Origin of the sequence: Bradyrhizobium sp. IAR9 (genome assembly GCF_013408065.1) — a bacterium.
Lineage (GTDB): Bacteria > Pseudomonadota > Alphaproteobacteria > Rhizobiales > Xanthobacteraceae > Bradyrhizobium.
Window position 1 is genome coordinate 170,332 of record NZ_JACBZW010000004.1, and the last position, 18,077, is coordinate 188,408.

Annotated in this window: 10 protein-coding genes; 7 read left to right on the top strand and 3 right to left on the bottom strand. The window is 57.9% G+C overall.

The window, feature by feature from the left end; genetic code table 11:
- Positions 1-21 precede the first annotated feature (21 nt).
- Together GGD67_RS13090 and GGD67_RS39240 are read right to left on the bottom strand one after the other, a co-directional pair.
- Positions 22-711 carry a response regulator transcription factor gene (locus GGD67_RS13090; protein ID WP_104461805.1) on the bottom strand — a complete coding sequence of 230 codons (690 nt, stop codon included), beginning with the start codon at positions 709-711 and terminating at the stop codon, positions 22-24.
- Between the two features lie 2,050 nt (positions 712-2,761).
- The gene (locus tag GGD67_RS39240; RefSeq protein ID WP_246790773.1) at positions 2,762-2,926 is read right to left on the bottom strand and encodes a hypothetical protein; all 165 of its coding nucleotides are present in this window, start codon (positions 2,924-2,926) and stop codon (positions 2,762-2,764) included.
- A 1,503-nt stretch (positions 2,927-4,429) separates the two neighbouring features.
- Here GGD67_RS39240 and GGD67_RS13100 point away from each other — a divergent pair.
- The gene (locus GGD67_RS13100; protein ID WP_179733264.1) at positions 4,430-4,870 is read left to right on the top strand and encodes a VirK family protein; all 441 of its coding nucleotides are present in this window, start codon (positions 4,430-4,432) and stop codon (positions 4,868-4,870) included.
- Positions 4,871-5,507: 637 nt separating this feature from the next.
- Here the strand turns inward: GGD67_RS13100 and GGD67_RS13105 are convergent.
- Positions 5,508-7,835, bottom strand: a complete 2,328-nt coding sequence (locus GGD67_RS13105) for a hypothetical protein (protein WP_179733266.1) — start codon at positions 7,833-7,835, stop codon at positions 5,508-5,510.
- Positions 7,836-10,885: 3,050 nt separating this feature from the next.
- On the opposite strand from GGD67_RS13105, the gene GGD67_RS13110 reads away from it, so the two are divergent.
- Genes GGD67_RS13110 through GGD67_RS13135 form a run of 6 tightly spaced genes read left to right on the top strand, consistent with a single transcriptional unit; the run spans position 10,886 to position 17,907 of the window.
- Positions 10,886-11,311, top strand: a complete 426-nt coding sequence (locus GGD67_RS13110; RefSeq protein ID WP_179733268.1) for a hypothetical protein — start codon at positions 10,886-10,888, stop codon at positions 11,309-11,311.
- A complete protein-coding gene (locus GGD67_RS13115; RefSeq protein ID WP_179733275.1) occupies positions 11,298-12,638 on the top strand; it encodes an NtaA/DmoA family FMN-dependent monooxygenase in 1,341 nt (446 codons plus the stop codon). Before GGD67_RS13110 ends, GGD67_RS13115 begins: the two co-directional genes overlap by 14 nt.
- Before the next feature lie 34 nt (positions 12,639-12,672).
- The gene (locus GGD67_RS13120; RefSeq protein WP_246790774.1) at positions 12,673-14,361 is read left to right on the top strand and encodes an ABC transporter substrate-binding protein; all 1,689 of its coding nucleotides are present in this window, start codon (positions 12,673-12,675) and stop codon (positions 14,359-14,361) included.
- On the top strand, positions 14,333-15,322 hold the full coding sequence (locus GGD67_RS13125; RefSeq protein ID WP_179733279.1) for an ABC transporter permease: 990 nt from the start codon (positions 14,333-14,335) through the stop codon (positions 15,320-15,322). The genes GGD67_RS13120 and GGD67_RS13125 overlap by 29 nt, the downstream gene beginning before the upstream one ends.
- The gene (locus tag GGD67_RS13130) at positions 15,319-16,182 is read left to right on the top strand and encodes an ABC transporter permease (protein ID WP_179733281.1); all 864 of its coding nucleotides are present in this window, start codon (positions 15,319-15,321) and stop codon (positions 16,180-16,182) included. The genes GGD67_RS13125 and GGD67_RS13130 overlap by 4 nt, the downstream gene beginning before the upstream one ends.
- Positions 16,183-17,907 (top strand): ABC transporter ATP-binding protein, encoded by a 1,725-nt coding sequence (locus GGD67_RS13135; RefSeq protein ID WP_179733283.1) that lies wholly within the window; start codon positions 16,183-16,185, stop codon positions 17,905-17,907.
- Positions 17,908-18,077: the final 170 nt, after the last annotated feature.

The window sequence follows — 18,077 nt, forward strand, 5'->3', positions numbered from 1 at the left end:
GCTGCTTTCAAGTTCGATCGGCTAGGCAGCCGATGCTACGCCGATGAGTTCGAGGGTGTAACCGACACCGCGCGCGGTCTTGATCCTCAGCGTTGCACCCGCTTGGCTCAAGTGCGTGCGTAAGCGATAAATCCCGACTTCCAGCGCATTGGTCGAGACCTCATCGTCAAATGCATACAAGCTATCTTCGAGGGATGCGCGCGGCACGGTACGGCCCGCGCGGTTGAGCAGATGTTCAAGAATGCACACTTCGCGGCGTGCAATTCTCAGTATTCGACCACCGATCGAGACTTGTCTCGCGATCGGATCGAAATGCAGATTCCCGAATGTCACAACAGGCGCCATCATTTGCGTTGACCGTCGCAAAATAGCTCGCATGCGGGCAATGAGTTCGTCGATAGACACGGGCTTGGGCAGAAAATCATCCGCGCCCGCATTGAAGATCGCAATCCGCCGGCTAAGATCATTGAGACTGCTCATCATCATAGCCGGCATTGATCGTCCCTCGCGCCGCAACTGCTTCAGCCAGTCCAATCCGTCTCCATCGGGCAAAGCCGATTCGAGTAGGACCATGTGGTAGTTCGCGCAATCGAGCGCGACCGCCGCCTCATCCAGCGTGCGTGTCACGTCGAGGGCGAAGCCACATTTTAAGAGCGCTTCCTTCACGTCGCGGGCAAAGTCCGCATGATGATCAACCAGGAGAATTCGCATTCATTGCCTCTCGTCCATCCTCGGCAGGACTTGAGCGTGCCACGCTGACCATGAGATTCGGCGGAACCCAGAGGCTGCCGCTTTGGCGTGAATTCGAAAAGGCCTAAACGACACGCAAGACGTGGTTGGCAGGCGACCCATGTCTGCGCATCCATCGTCATCGGATAGGTGGCGGCCTGCGGCGGATCGCCTGCGCGGGGGGACGCGGCTCAAAGTCTCCCTTACGCAGGCAAGAGCTCTGCAATCTCTCACGAAGCTGAGAGTCCTGGCCGCGCGCTTATGCATCTGTAGGCCGAGCATAGCCGTGCCTGCATGCACTACACGAGCGCCTGCAGTAGCGATCGTGCCAAACCGCCCAAACGAAACGAAAGCGCAGGCGAGAGCGGCTGTATTTGCCTCCGAACAGACTTGCGAAACCGACATTGGTAACTCCCCAAGTTCGCCTTGACCGCGGTCAGTCCTGCAAGGCTGTTGAGCCCGTAGTGTCGTCAAGTCACGACAACGCAAGTTTTCCGCGTTTGAAGACACTTCACGCGTTATGCATCGACCTATGGCTGGAAAAGGCCGAGATGCGCGACGAAACGCGACATCGGCGGGGATAGACATCTTCTCGATAGCCGGTGATAGCCGAGCAAGACGTCAACTGTCCCGAAGTTCGGTCGCTCCGGAGACGTTCTCCGCCGCAGTCGAGCGAATGCTGCCAACGAACGACAAATTGAGTCCGGTGTTGCTGTCGCGCATTGTCTAAGGTGGTTACGCCGCCTCCCTTTCGTCAGACAGGGGGAACGGCGCAAGAATGATCTAATCTCGAGCTTGGACTCGACCTGTAGTCGGCACAGGCGAAATAGCGATTGCCCGCGTTGTTCTCGTGCGCTGGATCCTGGTCTGGCTGCGAGGAGGGCGCTGCGTCCTGCGCTTACAGAGCAGATAAACGACGCAAGCTCTGAAGGGGAGCAGTCGAATAGTGCGACGAGGCCGATCGGCCGAGCATTGAGGTTCTGAGACGTTCGCAATTGTTGCTACCTGTCAGGAAGAGTTCACGCGAGCGGATTCTGTCGCGACACTGTCGGAAATCCTACAATCTGACGCTGGGTGCGATACAAGTGCCTTTAAAGGCCCCTTGTAGCAGTGCCCTCAAACTCCGAATCGTTGTGAGGCAACGACGACACAGTTCGGCCACGCCGTCGACCTGCGCGTGGCGGTCGGTCTCGCTCTGTCCAACGTCGTGAGGAAGGTGGCGCCAGAAACCCTTTGAAATGTCCGAAAAGGCGGTCGTTCTTACCAAGCTTTGGGTAAGCCACGACTCCACGATCGGGCGATCCGATCCGCCTCATACGTGGCAATCTAGCGGGAAGACCGTGGCAAGGCGCGGGATGCGTCCAAATGACGACAGGAGCTAAGGTCCGAGATGCAGACGGCCGATCGCGCGAGCCAAGTTGTTCAGCAAGGGACCGAGGAGAGAATCGATTGCCAGACGTCATCTTGAATGCGGCCTCCATACATTGCGATCGACTATGGGGCTTTTAGGCGTGCTCGGCAAAATCGATTGTTTTGATGGAACGCATCCAGGTGGCGGATCGGCCGTACTGCAACAACGCCGCTTGCTGCGGACGAGTGAATACCTGATACGATTGCGGCCAAAAGACCCGTTGGTTGACCGCGCGGTTAATGTCAGGCCGAGCTAGCTAAGGCGGGGAGCGTTCAGCGGCTTACCTCACCAAAGCCGCCGGCCAGCCGTGGGGGCGGCTAACAAATTGATGCCGGGCGATGTCACAACGCATCCAAGATGCCAGAATGCTTTAACGAGCGGGCAGGGGAGAGAGGATGGTCCGGCGTCCTCCCAACCGTCGGGGGTGTATCTTCCGTCGCTGCCCTCAACCGCTGTAACGCTCGATCGGCGAATTGATCGGGCCATCGATCACGCGGCTAAATATGCTCAAGCTGTTGTGCGTGAGGCGGAGCTGGTGCGCCGTTTTGCAATTCTTCGTTGGGGGGTGTTTTGGTGCTTGAACGCCAACGAACCTCTCAAATGGTGCAGTCGACAGACCATCTACTCATTACTCTCGCGCTTGTAGGGAGTTGCTTCGCTAGCGGTCCGGTAGCTTTCCAAATTGCCGCCCAGGAACAGGCGCTCGGTTTCTCGGGTTGGCGTTCTGCCCAGTGAGCACATCGAATCGACCTCCTCATCGATGTTGTCCTGATCTTCGGCATTCATTCCAAGCCCAATGCTACTCAGCACGTCGTCGGGGGTCCAGACAGTTGGCTTCGGTAGGGGATGTAGCGCGTCCACATTGTTGGCGATCGCTCTCGCCCAAGGATCGCGAGAAACGGCGAGTTTTGCCGGATCCTCGACCAACGATACGAAGGGTGATGCTGTTGTCTTTGCCGCGCATATGCCAGCCAGCTTGGCGCGCTCGGTTCATAGGATACTGATCCAGAGGATCTCCAAGGGAGGAATGATCCCGAGCCGTGTTGCGGACATGCGATATAGCGCTCGGTTTTTCTTCCATGCGCGGCTTGCAATCATTGTCCTGATTCTGAAAACGCTGCAGTGTGACATATGACGACCCCATCACCTCGTCGAATAGGCGGTCCCGATCGACGGGAGCTGCGGTAGCCGATCACCAATGTGCTGCTTGCTGTTCGGCAAGGTCGATCTCGTTCCGAAGCGCTTCAAGAGTGGCACCTGTCAGTGTCGCGGCAAGCTGAGCGCGCGCGCTGACAAATGATGAGGCTGGATAGCGACTGGTTTCCGGGGCCACCTCGTTTGGCGCAGACGAGGACGTGGCAGTCGCGGAATTTTCCGCTAAGGAGACTGAATCCGACGTCGGGGGAAGACCGAATCTAAGTCGTCTAGATCCAAGTCATTCAGCTGCTTGCTCAAAGCTTTCTTACTGGTGCGCCGGTCTGGGCGCTAAGCTCGTCCGGACAGTCGACGCCGTGCGCGTGCTGCAGCGCGCCGTGAACCTGAAAGGGAGTGTCTGCCGCACTCCGTGGATCAACATTCATATCTCTCTCCCTTCGAGTGCCGGCTGTCGGCGTAGATTGTTGCAGGTGCAGCTTTCGAGAAGCTGACTGACCAGGAACGAAGCCATTTAGCTTTAGCCTTTCAGGGATGCCGAATGGATTCAGTCATGTGGCGAGCGGTCAGCTGGACGGAAGCCGCGCAAAGCGACGGATCAACAGTCGGTGCCGCGTTGTGACTTTTGGTATTGCTGTTTCGACTAGGCCGGGATCGGGTGCCTTGACTGAGCTTGATCCGACCACCGCGTCAGGTTCGCTCCGCCACCTCATTGCGGACACGTCGTCTATGGCAGACAGTCCTTGCACAGCTATCAAGATGGACAAGCTGGCGCATGCGGCCGGTCGAAGTGTTCTTTCGTAGATCGTCTACTTTATGCAGATGTGAGAATTGCATGCTTTCGGTCGTTGGGCCTGCAATGGAGGAGCGCGACCGGTTGCCGTTTTGTGTTTCCAAGCGGCCCACGCTCGATCAGATAGTTCTAGTTGACGTCGCGCGAGGCTAAGCCACTTCCGCAAACCTGACATACGAGGTTGTGATGTCGGAATAGCCATCACAACTACTTGCGCTTGGTTGCGACAGGATGTTTTTGTCGCGGGCGAGAGCGCGCTTGATGTGTGGAATCAGCCAAGCGGTTTGCAAGCACGACGTCTTGAAAAACGAGATCTGTGGTACTTAATCGAGGGAGAAGAGCATATGAAGTTTACTGGCATAGGACTGACGATCCTGTTGTCCTTGCTTTCGGCCGCGAGCGCGAGCGCTCTGGCGAGAGCCGATGAGCCCTCGCCGAAATACATCGAGGTGCTCAATGCCCTGCAGGCCGGCAAGAATGTGAAGCTCATACTGGACATGAGCCGCTGTACCACCGCGGAGGCTGGCAAGCCTGCGTCGGCGACGCAGGCCGGTCTGGTCATCAATGCCTTCAGGGTGACCGCCCAGAACGGCATCAGCTTCGCCAATGCGCACCAAACGGTCGACAGCTCCGGACATGCCGTGACCGAGTACATCCGCCATAGCCTCAGCCGCGAAGGCAAGCTGACGGTGCGAGCCTCGAAGCTCGTCGTCGGGACCACCGAACTCGTGAACCAGGGCGAATTCATCTGCGAACTGCCGGATGGCGCAAAGTTCATCTGGTAACGAAGAGCACAGGGCAGGGGATGCCCTTCGAAGACTTGATCCTTTAATCGTGTGGACATCTTCCCAAGCCATGACACGGATCGTTTCGATCGTCAGGAACGGCCAGAGTGTTTCTGGCCGTCTTTTCGTCGGGGAGACATCGAGTGGCACGAACTTGCCGCAGTTCGATCAAGGTAACTTATGAGGGCCGTCGATCTCGGTTCGATCTCAGTGATTGGAAGATCGGCGGTTCAGGCTATCGTGTTTGGGTTGGAGCCAAGGCCTCTCAGTTGAGCGCTCCAGATTGGCTCGCCAAGGTACGTCCGCACGCTGTCCGCGGTCCTTGTGAGGGCATTGTTTCCAATCCGATCAAGCGGCGCCCGCGATGATGACGCGCGACCCTTGCCCACCCCACGATGCGCTCGTATCTTGCATCCCGCGTCTTTTGGGGCCCTTTCACCGGAACTTCCGTGCTGCCGAATGCGGCCACAACGTGATTGAACCATCCCGCTTTAGATCATGCTGGGCCTCGCCGCTGTGGGGTTTGCTCGCCGCTTAAACTGTCTTTCGGACGCAGTTCCAATTTCTCTGAAAGCAAACGATCCGACGTGGTTCCGGGAGCTTGAGCAGCTGCCCGAGGTGCCGACGAGCACCTCGTTCAGCCAAATTGCGGCCGATGGAAGAGAAGAACGCGGCCACCGGGTAGGCTTTCGGCCGTGTAGGGCTGACTGTGGATCAGAAAACGGGTCATTGGGACCTCCTGGCTCGGCAGAAGGCCCAGGTTTTGGAGCATGTCGATCACGACAGGCGAAGCCTCTTGGGGGCCGTGCCTCCAGTCGTCGCCGAACAACTCTCCGAGTTCCGGCACTTGCGGGGACGGCTGATGGCCCGATCCCGGTGCGGCAGACGGCAGTGGAATGTTTGGCGCCAGCGCCAAAGGAGCGTCCTTTCGCAATTCGAACGAGGAGAGCGGACTAAACCCAGGTGCAAGGCCGCCGTAGGCATGCGGGGGAGCCGTCGGCGTTACCAGCGCAGCTTCACCCGGCAAAGCGAGCCTTGGGTGATGAATGAGTTGAACGTCCTTGGATCCTCTCGGTCCCAACACGGCCGTGTAGCGATCGCCGCCAATCTCATAGTTCATGACCGGATGTGCTCCATTAGGCAAGAAGTCCCACTTGCCCAACGTGGAAAGCAACATTTCGGGGGCCAACTGGGTGCCATGCGAAAAATCCTTGGGCACGGCGAACGAAACATCAAACGTATCGCCGATAGCAGGAGACCGCAGATGGATGAGCTGAACATCATTGCGCCCACGCGGTCCTAGCACGGCCGCATAGCGTTCACCGTGAATATCGTAGGTCTTTACCCGCTGTGCTGCATCCGGCAACAGACCCCAGCGGCTGAGCCTGGAGCGCATCATATCCGGCGCGGCCTGGGTGCCATGGGAGAAATCTTCGGGAACGGCCAAAGAGGCATCAAAGCTCTCGCCGGCTGCGGCGGACATCGTATCACGTGTTGCCGGGGTCGCCCCATCTTGATGCATCATCCTCCCAAAGTCTTCTTCAGAGGCGGGATTCTGCGACCGTGAGCCGGGCTGCCAGATCACGGCATCGAAAGGATCCGCTCGGCCGACGCTTTGGAGGGGCGACCCCATTGCCTTCCATAACTTGGATGCATCCAGATCGACAGCAGGCGCAGACCCGTCTCGATCCGCGGCATCGAAAAGCTCTTCCTGGACGATACTTTGCACGGGCGAGTGGGTCACTGAACTCGTTGTTGGCCAAAGCACCGGTGCATTAAAGGGCACAGCTGGCAGTAGGCGCTCGCGATCCGCGGCATCGAAAAGCTCTTCCTGGGCGACACTTTGCACGGGCGAGTGGGTGACTGAACGCGTGGTTGGCCAAAGCACTGGTGCATCGAAGGATGTCGCTGGCAGCAGGCCCTCGCGATCCGCGGCATCGAAAAGCGCTTCCTGAGCAAAACTCTGCACGGGCGAGGAGGCGGCACTCATTCCCCGCCAAAGTATCGGCGCATCGAAGCTGGCACGTGGAGGCACTTCGCTTCGGTGCACAGCGTCGAAAAGCACATCCTGGGCGACACATTGCACGGGAGAATGAAGGGTTAAACCCGTTCCCTCCCAAACCTGCGTAGCATTGAAACCGTGGGCCGGCAATGAGCCGCCTTGGTCCGCAGCGTTCCCCAAAGGCTGCTCATGATCGAAAAGCTGCACGGGCAAATCGGCGTCCGGCTGTATTGGCTGGCGCGAGTTGCCTCCGTGCGCCCCCGAATCGTCCTGCCCGGCGATCCGGCGGTAGTCACTCAGCCTGTTCAACGAGTAGATGAGTTTCTTGTCCTTCGGAAACAAAGCGTCGGCATGGCCGAGCAGCGCTTTGTGACTGAGCTTAGCAATTGACAAAGGTCGCAGTGCTGCCGCTAGCTTCCGAAGACTGCTAGCATAATTTGCGGCGGTTTTTGCATCGAGTGCTCGACCAAAGCCCGCCTCGGTGGCCTTTCTGATGAGGCTCGCGTCTTCCTTGGACGGACGATAATGTGTTGTAGGGGCCGGAGCGGTGTCGCTGGGCTCACGGAACCTACTAACCATTGACAATGCAGGGGCGATGACCTTGTCTTTTGGCAGTAGCTTCTTGGAGCGGTCAAGCAACGTATCGTCATCGAGCTCAGCAATCGACTGACCAGACTGCTTCAGCGCCTCAGCCAATTTCCGAAGCCGACGGTCGTAAATTTCGATGGTGGTCGCATTCGGCGGTGGCCCTCGGTCAAGGGCAGCACCAGACGCTGATTGGATGAGGCGATCGTCTTCTTCAGTGATGACATAAAGATCGCTATGGGAATATATCGGGCCGAGCTGTCGCACCTCTCCCAAGTGTTGCTCAAACACCGCTTGCGGTGGTTGCGGCTGCTCCACGGTGGTATCCGACGCAGCGGAATCTTTATCGGCTGGGTTGATCGCGTTGTATCGGTCCATGGTGCAGTCCACTGGCGTCGCTTCCTCGTTCTTTCGCTACTCACGTTAGCTTTCCAAAACCTGACGTGGCCGGGCGGAAAGATAGAATGAATGATGGCGGGCAAGTGGCTTTTCCAACCTGACGACAAGTGCGGCGAATTTAAAGACGGTACAGCTTTCGTCTGAAACTCTGATTGTCCAAGTGCAGTACGCGGCCAGCCCCCCGGCCAGTCGGACCGGAGTGTTATAGATGGCGCGAACGCTGCTTTCGATTTTTCCGAGCATCGGAAAAGACAACTGCGGAGCCTCTACCCTCAGCCTTTTGTCCCTAACTTTCTGTATGGATTCGATGCGCTAGCGGTCCGATAGTCAGCTAGATTTCCGCCCAGAAACAGTACCTCGCGCTCCTCAGTTGGGTATCGCTCACCCAAGCCCGATTGGGTTCATCATTCTCGTGCCCGTCCTCAACAATACTGACGATCTCTTCGGCCGTCCAAGTGGGCCCTCGGCACCGTGTAGCTGTGCAGCTCATTCGCGTTTCCGCGATTGCTTTGGCGCCATACTCGTTGTCGTCGTCCGGCGAAAGGAGCAGTTGTGAGGCCTCCTCGGACAGTGATACAAATATCGCCCCTCATGTGCTCTGCCTCTGCGCGACCCAGATCAAGTCGTTGGCCTCCCCAGATATTCCAGGGGGCGGCGCGCGTAACGCAAAGCCGCCATGGAACGCAAATGGGGCATCGCGCTTTGACTGTCCAACCCATGTGGCTTGCAATGGCTGGCGTGTCTTGAAAGCGCTGCAGCTCCGTCTACGAAGATGCCACCACGTCGTCGTAGAGGCGGCCACTATCGACGCCGTCGGCTGACGGCCAGTCGCTCTTGACCATTGTGCTGATCTTTGCGCAGCGAGTTCGATTTCTCTTCGAGTTCCGCAATATTCGCGCAGGTCAGCGTTGCGGCACCTGAGCGCGCGTTCTCACAAAGGATGCAGCTGCGCACCGTTCGTTCTCCTGGATAGCCTGCGCTCTCTTATTGCCATCCGTTGCAGTCCGCGTCGATCCAGCCCCGGGGTGAAGCTGATGTTGGGAGGATTGGCTGTGGTTCTCTAAGCCGCTGCGCTGCTTGCGCTGTCTCCTGTCGCGGCTCGACGTAATTCATCTGAGCCGCGCATGGGTTGACGTCGTCAAATGGGTCCATTCCCGTCTCCCTTTGGTAGCCTCTGTCGATATCATTCAGACAAAGTTATCCGATAAGGATCAGCAACTGAGGCGCGCGCAAATGTCTATAAACTGGATTGGATCTGGTTCTCGAACGGGTCGCTGTGTTGAGGGCATACGTGGGACTGACTTGGAACCAGCTCCTTCTTCTCTTCCAGATTTTGAGCCAGAGCTGCGTGAGGAAGTCTGCCGAGGCCAGCTTGCATCGGCTGCGAGTCGATGTCCTTGAAACGTTACTCGAGACGCTAGCTCTGGTCCGAACAGCCGATCTGGTCGCGGCCAACGGGCTCGTGACCGCGCCGGCGTGGCGTGGAGCTCACTGTGCTCTCTTGGGATTGCTGATGGGCGCGAGGATTCGCGTGGGCCCGCCGGGCGCTGGTCGCCAACAAGACGTGCGCGATGCTACTTCGATCCAGGCATCCGCAACACGCGCGGAATAGCATAAACTCACAATATCATGGGGGCTGGGTTGCCGCGAGACGTTGGATTGCCGTCTAGACTTGGCAAGGCCACGAACAATTCGGCTCGCATGAAAGCCGCGGCGGCGACGAACCGGCGCACGGGCGCCTCAGCTCGGAAAGACAAAATGGGGAGTTGACGCTTGCAGCCAATGCGCCACACGTGCACCACAAGGTTGGTCGCGCCTAACAACCATATCGCGGCGAAAGCCTTGTGGCGTGGCCTGCAGGCGCAGCCGAACAAAAGGACCTAGAGCGATCTGCGCAGTCGGTCGTATCGGCTCCTACTTCCCATCCTCCGGGCCCGACGCGATTCCAGTCAAAGTAGCGATAGATCCCAGACCAGTGATGGACGGGGTTCCCGCAACGCCTACAGCTAAAAAGGCCTGAGCTATTCAAAGCGGCGGAGGCCTGCTCCTAAACCACTGAGTAAGTGGTGCCGCACCCAATTCCTGGGTTGATCCAAAGCGGCCAGTTGACCGCTGCGATGCCCGAAGGAAGCGGCTCTTGGCGCTCGCGGGTTGCACCCCGGTTGCTAGTGGCAGGACGGCAGCAGGACGGTGATGGCTTAGGTCAGAACGCCGGGGGGGCGGTCGGCCACCAAGCTGGCGCGGAGCGTGTCATCCGTGATCTCCCTCGCCGATGATGGCCGCAGACCTCGACGCTAGGCAGGCGATTCGATCTGGCATTGTTGAAGCTGATAGCCCGCGATTCATCGCGAGAGGCGCCCCACTTCATGTGCCGGTAAGTGACACGCTCCAATATCCAACTGCGTGATTTCGTGAACGTTGATGCGGGCGATTTTTGACGCTCTGAGGTGGCCTATGTCCAAAGGTAACTGAATCCGTGCACGTATCGGCGCGCTCACGAGAAGGAGCTGTGACGACGGGCATTCTTGCAAAGTCGCGCTCGGTCGTCATACCGATAAAGGCGAGGACGATGCGGCGCCTGCAAGATAATCAACCGAAGGTCCGTAGCATCCTCGAATGCAGTAGGCGGCACGGGTGGTGCAGAAGAGAATTCAGCTTCCAAGCGTTGCTTTAAGGAGGCATCGAGAATCTGGAATGTTTCACCGCATTATTAGATGGTTGGCTTGGCGCGGCCTTATTGATCGGATGTCGCTTTCAAACGGGGCAGCAAGCGGTTGATCAACAATGTCGCGCCAAATCTGTCGTGTGTTCTCGAACGCATCAATTGATGTCGTTCGCTTCAAGCCGGCGCTGCCAATTGAAGCCGCTGCAATCAGGCAGCGCGTTTTCGGCGAGCCTGATCAGAGACCATTTGGGTTAAGCGACGGAAAGATAGGCTTCGAAATAGAAGAGGATGCCAACAGACGATAGTAGATTGAAATACTCAACTATTGCGTTTGCGGGGTCTGGACCTCTAAAGATCCTCTAGCTTGATCATTGCTCGCCCGGTCGGGAGTCCAAACGTTTCGATCGCGAATGCCATCCAAAACATCTTCCTGAAAAGGAGTTGGCTTCTTGATGAATTCTGGAGAGCCGATGTGAGTGTACTCGTGTGGAAACAACCTGCCGCTGGAAACAAGCTGTCACGTCGGCGCCAATCGGCAACCAGCGCGATTGAAGCTCTTCTCGGCCGCGCCCGCTCGGAGAAGATCGCAAGACCTAACAAAAGCTTCTTTAGTGACATTCTTCTCACATCAACCGACCGTTTGTTGTCCATCACTCAAGTTGAATGCCTGGAGCACATGCAGGGTGAGCTTGCGAGAAAGCGCAGGCTGGCTGCCGAGATCGACTTGTCCACAAGGCCCACCAAGCAGCTCAGAGGCCGCCGCACGAGGGGCTGCGATGTCTTCGGGTAACTCCATGCTTCATCTTGGCTTAAATCTTCATGGTGCCGGTGGTCATTTCGCGGCGTGGCGCTGGCCGGGCACAAATCCAAGCGCCTTTTTCGACATCGAGCACTACGTCCGCGCTGCGAAGATTGCGGAGCGTGGTCTGCTGGATGCTGTATTTCTGGCCGATACCCCTGCGATAAGTTCCGACATTACGCACCAGCCGCCGCTTAATGGGCTCGAACCGACGCTGGTTCTCGCTGTGATTGCACGTGAAACGGAGCGAATTGGCCTGATTGCGACAGCGTCGACAACCTACAATGAACCATACAATCTCGCTCGGCGCTTCCAATCGCTTGATGTCATCAGCGGTGGCCGCGTTGCGTGGAACGCGGTCACGACGTCGAGCCCGGCGACGGTAGCAAACTTTGGCGGTCGAGAGCTCGGGCGAGCGGATCGATACAGACGCGCCGAGGACTTCGTTGAAACCGTCCGTGCTCTCTGGCTGAGCTGGAGCGGCGAGATGGTCATCGCCGATCAGGCTGCGGGAGTTTACGCAGATGCGAGTCAATTCCGCCTGCTCGACCCCAGTACGAATAGTTTCGGCATCCGAGGCCCACTCACGCATCCCGCTTCGCCCCAAGGCCAGCCAGTCATCGTTCAGGCGGGTGGTTCGGATCCCGGACTACGGCTTGGTGCCCGCAGTGCAGATGTCGTGTTTGCGGCAGCTGGAGACTTGACAACGGCTTTGCAGGAGGCAGGGCGCCTTCGCGCGCTCTCTCGGCAATTCGGCCGCCCTGCGGCTCCGCTCATCCTGCCAGGCCTTGTCACCTGTATCGGGGGTACCGAGGAAGAAGCGGCTCGTCGCAAAGAAAAACTGGACGGACTGCTCGATCTGGAGCGCGCCGTTGCCGCTCTTGCACGAAGCATGGGCGTGGCGGTCGAGAAGCTTAGTCTCGAAAGGCCGGTCCCGGAGGAGATTTTGCCTACTGCAGATGATGTTCCGTTTTCTGTCGGTCACCATCGCACGATTGAAACTCTGGTGCGTCAAGGTCGGACGGTTCGCGAGATCATCAGCAGCGTTCAAGCTTTTGGCCATCGCTTGCTCGTGGGTGCACCCGAGCAGATCGCGGATTCGATTGAGGCATGGTTCCGCGCTGGCGCGGTCGATGGTTTCAACATCATTCCCGACGTGCTGACAGATGGCACTCAAGCGTTTGTCGACAATGTGGTGCCCATCCTGCAGAAGCGCGGGCTGTTTCGCAAAGAATATCGGGGACAGACTCTGCGAGAGCATTTCGGGATTCCCATTCCTTTCGAGCTGGCAAGAGCCACACCTAGCTCACCGCTCTGACGCTTCCTCAACACCAATGCTCTGGAGCCTGAATATGCCTTTATCGAATTCGCGGTCAACGAGGCGCTTCACTGGTAAGTCGAACTATCCAGCAAGAAAAGTGGCGGCTACCCTTGTCGTGCTCTTGGGCCTGTCGCAATTGGTGCCCAGCATTCATGCTCAAGAATGGTTAGCCGGCAGTGTAAAGCCAGGAGGCGTTATTCGTTACGGGCATTTTCAAGAGCCTGCTTGCCTGTTCGGGGGCTGGGTGCAGCAATGGTATCTGCAACGTCAGTACAGCGATAATCTGGTTGCGCGCACCGAGGGCGGCAACATTGTGCCATGGCTGGCCGAGTCTTGGAGCATCTCCGATGACAAAAAGGTGTACACATTCGAGATAAAGCCGAAAGTAAAGTTCACCGACGGGACTGCGCTCGATGCGCAGGCTATCGCTGACAATATCAACGGATGGCTTAGCAACGACCCCGATCTTCGCAATCCGACTGCCGCGCCCTATCTAGGCGATAGCTTCGAATCGGCAATTGCAATTGCTCCTCTGAGGTTGCAGGTAAAATTAAAGGTGCCGTTCCAGCCCTTGCTGAACGTGTTCGCCCAATCCTCACAAGGCATTCTCTCGCCATCGGCGCTCAAACGTGGACTTGCGGTCAATTGCGAGAACCCTGTCGGTTCCGGCCCATTCATTGTCGACAAGTGGCGCCATGGGCGAGAAGTCACCTTCCGCCGCAATCCCGACTACAATTCGGCCCCGGCCACCGCAAAACATCAAGGGCCGGCTTACGTTGACGGGATAACCTGGAAGTTTCTGCCAGATCAGACTGTCCGATACGGCTCGCTGATCACGGGCGAGACCGATGCCATATACGATATCCCGGCGGTCGCATGGAAGGACGCCAACTCCCGCTTTTCAGTATTGCGGCACCTTACCGGCGGCACCCCCCTGCGCTTGGCGTTGTATACGGCCCGGCCCCCATTTGACGACGTGCTCGTCCGCAAGGCCTTTGCCTATTCTACTGACCGAAGGGCCGCGGTCGACACATCCTTCCTTGGCTCTTTGCCGTTTGAGGGCAACGGGGCGCTAAGTCGGAGCTCGCCGGAATACCTGCCTGAGCTCGGCCATTCCTATGGATACGATGTTCGGAAGGCCAATCAGCTGCTTGATCAGGCGGGTTGGACTGAGCGCAATCGTAACGGCGTTCGTGTCAAGAACGGCAATCCGCTCACCGTGCGCATTTCCTATTCGAACGCTTTTCTGAAGCCGGATGGCGAGCAAGCCTTGCAAGTTATCCAGCAGCAGGCAAGGGAGGCCGGTTTTGACGTACGTCTTCAACCCACCAATCCGGCTGATTTCTTCGCCGGAAAAAACCTCGGACCCGATGATTATGAGGTCGTTGTCCTCTATTGGGTTGCCCCCGGCGCTGAGATATTCCGGATCTCGTGGAAGCCCGATCGGAACGGCGAGACCAATCGCTTCAATCCCTCACGCTATCAAGATCTGACGCTTTGGGACGTCATTCATAAGGCGGAGCAGGAACTCAATGGGGCGCAACGTACCGCCCTCTATCAGCAGGCGGAACGGAAGATCGTGGATGAGGCTCCTGTGATTGGCCTCACGGTGCTGGACGTAACGTTGGCGACCAAGCCGAACCTCAAAGACGTTTGGCTGGACCGCGGCTCGGTTGGCGAACCCGTTTTCTATGACGCTCATTTCGATGACGGGAAGTGACGCCGTGATAATAGTAGCCCATCGTCCCATCGTTTGGTTCGCGCGCCGGATATTCTCCGGCGTGGTCGTGGTGTGGGCTGCCGCAACCTTTGCGTTCTTGATTCAATGTGTGCTCCCTGGCGACCGCGCCCAGATCATCATCAATGTGACGAGTGGCAACGTCGGGCCGGCGTCGTCGGCGGAGCTTGCAGCGATCAATGCGAAATATGGTTTTGATCAACCGCTCGCGGTTCAATACGGCAAATACATATTGCAGATCCTGCATGGAGATCTTGGCGAGTCGTACCAGCAACATCGGCCTGTCGCAGCGATTATTGCGGAACAGATTGGCCCCACGATTGTTCTGGCCATCGCTGCGCTGCTGACCGCATGGCTTATCGCAATTCTGACAACCTTGTTCATCGCTGGCAGAGACAACATATGGTCGAAGCTGCTCAATGACACACAAGTCTTTTTGGCAACGGTGCCGCCTTACTGGCTAGCCACAATTCTGCTTGTGCTCTTTGCGGTAAAGCTAGGCATTTTTCCGGTGATCGGGGGAAATTCGCCGATTGGGCTCGTTCTGCCGACACTTGCGTTGGCTCTTGAACTATCGGGCTTTTTCGGACAAGTCGTTCAGAACGAATTCACGCGCGTGCTCGAGCAGCCGTTCGTTACGTCCGCAAGGGCGCGGGGTATGAGTGATTTCGGCGTCAGGCTTCGCCATGTCCTCCGCCATGCCGCATTGCCCGGCATTACTTTATCAGGTTGGGCGCTCGGCAAACTTCTTTCGGGCGCGATTTTGATCGAGGTGGTTTTCGCCCGTCAAGGCCTAGGTGGCGTCCTTGTCGCTGCGACGTCCTCGCGAGACGTTCCGATTGTCTCTGGAGCTGTTTTGATCTCCGCGGCCCTATTCGTCCTTCCCAGTATCATTGTCGATCTGATTTACCGGGTAGTCGATCCGAGGATCAAGTTGACATGAGCATGTTCGCCGAAGTCACCTTGTCTCGGCCGCTCAGAGAAGTCCTAGCGATCGTGCGTCATGTCCCCTTTCGAATTGCGGTCTGTCTTATCATCTTTGGCGTCTTTGTCCTCGCTGCCATGGTGCCAAAGGTGCTGCAGACGCACGATCCGCTTGCTATTGATTTGAGATCGGCATTGCAGTCTCCGTCGATCGCTCACTGGTTTGGAACTGATCAACTGGGTCGAGATCTTTACTCTCGCGTGGTCGAGGGCGCAGGCCAATCCTTGGCTATCGGACTTGGCGCGACGGCGCTGAGCATGTCCGTTGCAATGGCCATCGGCGGCGCCGCTGCACTTTCTGGCGGTTTATTAGACAGCATTCTCAGCAGAATTATTGACGTGCTCTTCGCAATTCCAACGCTCTTGCTCGCCCTTTTGTTCGTGACAGTTTTTGGGCCGTCAGTATTGACTGAAGTCGTAGCTGTCGGAATCGGAACAGCGCCAGGCTATGCGCGCATGATCAGGGGCCAGATGCTTTCCATCAAAGAGGCAGGCTATGTGGAGGCCGCTAAGGTGCTGGGCCATCCATTTCCCCGTATTGTCTGGAGGCATATTCTTCCCAACGCCATGAACCCGCTGACGGCAATGATGACGATCGGCGTAGGACAGGCGATTATATGGGCCTCCGGTCTTGCTTTTCTAGGACTCGGCGTCGCTCCCCCGGCGCCTGAATGGGGCGCGCTGCTCAATGCCGGGCGCAATTATGTAATCTACGCCTGGTGGCTGGAGATCATACCCGGTTTGGCAGTTACGGCGTTTGCCCTCAGCCTCACCATCATCGGGCGCCATCTACAGGACCGTCTGGAAGGACAAAGATGAATGTCGCAGGATCGCCGCCAGCCTGTCCCGCAGCAGCCAGACCTCCTCAGGGTCGAATCGCTGCGTGTTTCCTTCGGGCGCGGCATCGCCCAGAACACGGTCGTGCGCAGCATATCCTTCTCCCTCCGACCGGGACAGTGTCTTGCGATTGTCGGTGAATCGGGCTCGGGCAAGAGCGTGACTGCGCGGTCTCTCATAGGCCTTGCTGGTCGCTACGCCAATGTTCATGCACGAAAGCTAAGCTTCGACGGGATGGACCTAATCGGCCTTAGCGATCGTGCCTGGCGGCGCATCCGCGGCACCGAGATTGGTTTTGTATTACAGGATGCACTCGTCTCGCTTGACCCGCTTCGCCGGATCGGCAAAGAGGTTGGTGAAGGCTTGCTCCTCCACGGTGCGGTATCATCACGCAAGGAGCTCGCGCAGCGCGTCATTGCTCTCCTTAAGCTCGTCGGTGTCCCTGAGCCCGAGACCAAGGCCGAGCAGCTGCCGCATCAGTTATCCGGCGGCCAGCGTCAACGGGCTCTCATCGCTTCGGCACTTGCACTCGATCCGCGCATCCTGATCGCAGACGAACCGACGACCGCGCTCGATGTGATGGCGCAAGCTCATGTGCTGGCACTGCTCGAGGAGACCAAAACGAGGGGCAAGGCTCTGATCCTGATCAGTCACGATCTGGCAGTGGTCTCCCGCGTGGCGGATGAGATCCTCGTCATGCGAGGAGGCGAGGTCATCGAACGCGGCACCGCTGCCCAGATATTCAGAGATCCGCGACACCCCTATACTCGTCAACTGCTGGACGCCGTGCCATCAGGCCGGCCGCGCGGCTCACGCCTCTCACCATCAACTATTGTGCGTTCGCCTCTGCAGCAAATGCAGCTACCCCTACAATCGCTGCCGAAATCTCGTCCCATCCTGCTCGAAGCGACAAGTCTAGTGAAGCGCTTCAAGGGCCCGGATGGCACTTTACGGGCGGCTGTGGACGGCGTCTCCTTCGAACTGCGATCCGGCGAGACTTTGGGCATCGTGGGTGAGTCCGGATCAGGAAAGTCAACGATGGCGCGCATGGTCCTGGCGCTCGACGAGCCTGACGAGGGAGCCGTTCAGTTTGCAGGCCGGCCTTGGACCACGCTCGCCGAACGCGAACGGCGGGCTCGGCGGCGGTCTATATCGATCATTTACCAGGATCCGCTTGGCTCGTTTGATCCGCGTTGGACGGTCGAACGCATCATATCCGACAGCCTTTCGAGCGATGTTGAGACACCGCGCAAGCGGCAGGAGCGCGTTATCGAGCTGCTCGATATGGTCGGACTATCCCAGGCGTTGCTGGACCGACGACCGCTCGAGCTCTCGGGCGGTCAGCGCCAGCGCGTTGCGATCGCCCGCGCGATCGCACCAAATCCTGCCGTAATCGTCTGCGATGAGCCGGTTTCGGCGCTCGACGTCTCGATCCAGGCCCAGGTCTTGGACCTGCTCGGCTATCTGAAGGACCACCTCGGCGTAAGTTATCTCTTCATCTCGCATGATCTCAGTGTTGTTCGTCATATCAGCGATCGCGTCATAGTTATGCGTCGGGGGAGAATTGTCGATAGTGGCGTCACTGACGAGATATTTCGTAATCCACAGTCTGAATATACCAAGAGCCTTATCGCCGCCATGCCGCGTCTTGTGCGGCACCAACAGATAGGTCATTCAGCTACGATCCTCGAAGAAGGCATCGCGTGAATGCCTTCGAATTCGATCCCTTATCATAAAATTGTCTATCTCCGATCGCGGGAGCATTCGCCTTTGCACCCGCCGATTTGGTCACGATTGCGCGCTCGTTCATCGCTCGACCAGGACAGTCTGTGGCGCGGGTTCCCACTAGATGACGGACCGGCGCGCCGAGCAGGGCT

Bases quoted from the DNA above. Each gene is read 5' to 3' on its own strand.
- GGD67_RS13090 (WP_104461805.1), bottom strand. From the start codon at position 711: ATGCGAATTCTCCTGGTTGATCATCATGCGGACTTTGCCCGCGACGTG.
- GGD67_RS39240 (WP_246790773.1), bottom strand. From the start codon at position 2,926: ATGAATGCCGAAGATCAGGACAACATCGATGAGGAGGTCGATTCGATG.
- GGD67_RS13100 (WP_179733264.1), top strand. From the start codon at position 4,430: ATGAAGTTTACTGGCATAGGACTGACGATCCTGTTGTCCTTGCTTTCG.
- GGD67_RS13105 (WP_179733266.1), bottom strand. From the start codon at position 7,835: ATGGACCGATACAACGCGATCAACCCAGCCGATAAAGATTCCGCTGCG.
- GGD67_RS13115 (WP_179733275.1), top strand. From the start codon at position 11,298: ATGTCTTCGGGTAACTCCATGCTTCATCTTGGCTTAAATCTTCATGGT.
- GGD67_RS13120 (WP_246790774.1), top strand. From the start codon at position 12,673: ATGCCTTTATCGAATTCGCGGTCAACGAGGCGCTTCACTGGTAAGTCG.
- GGD67_RS13125 (WP_179733279.1), top strand. From the start codon at position 14,333: ATGACGCTCATTTCGATGACGGGAAGTGACGCCGTGATAATAGTAGCC.
- GGD67_RS13130 (WP_179733281.1), top strand. From the start codon at position 15,319: ATGAGCATGTTCGCCGAAGTCACCTTGTCTCGGCCGCTCAGAGAAGTC.
- GGD67_RS13135 (WP_179733283.1), top strand. From the start codon at position 16,183: ATGTCGCAGGATCGCCGCCAGCCTGTCCCGCAGCAGCCAGACCTCCTC.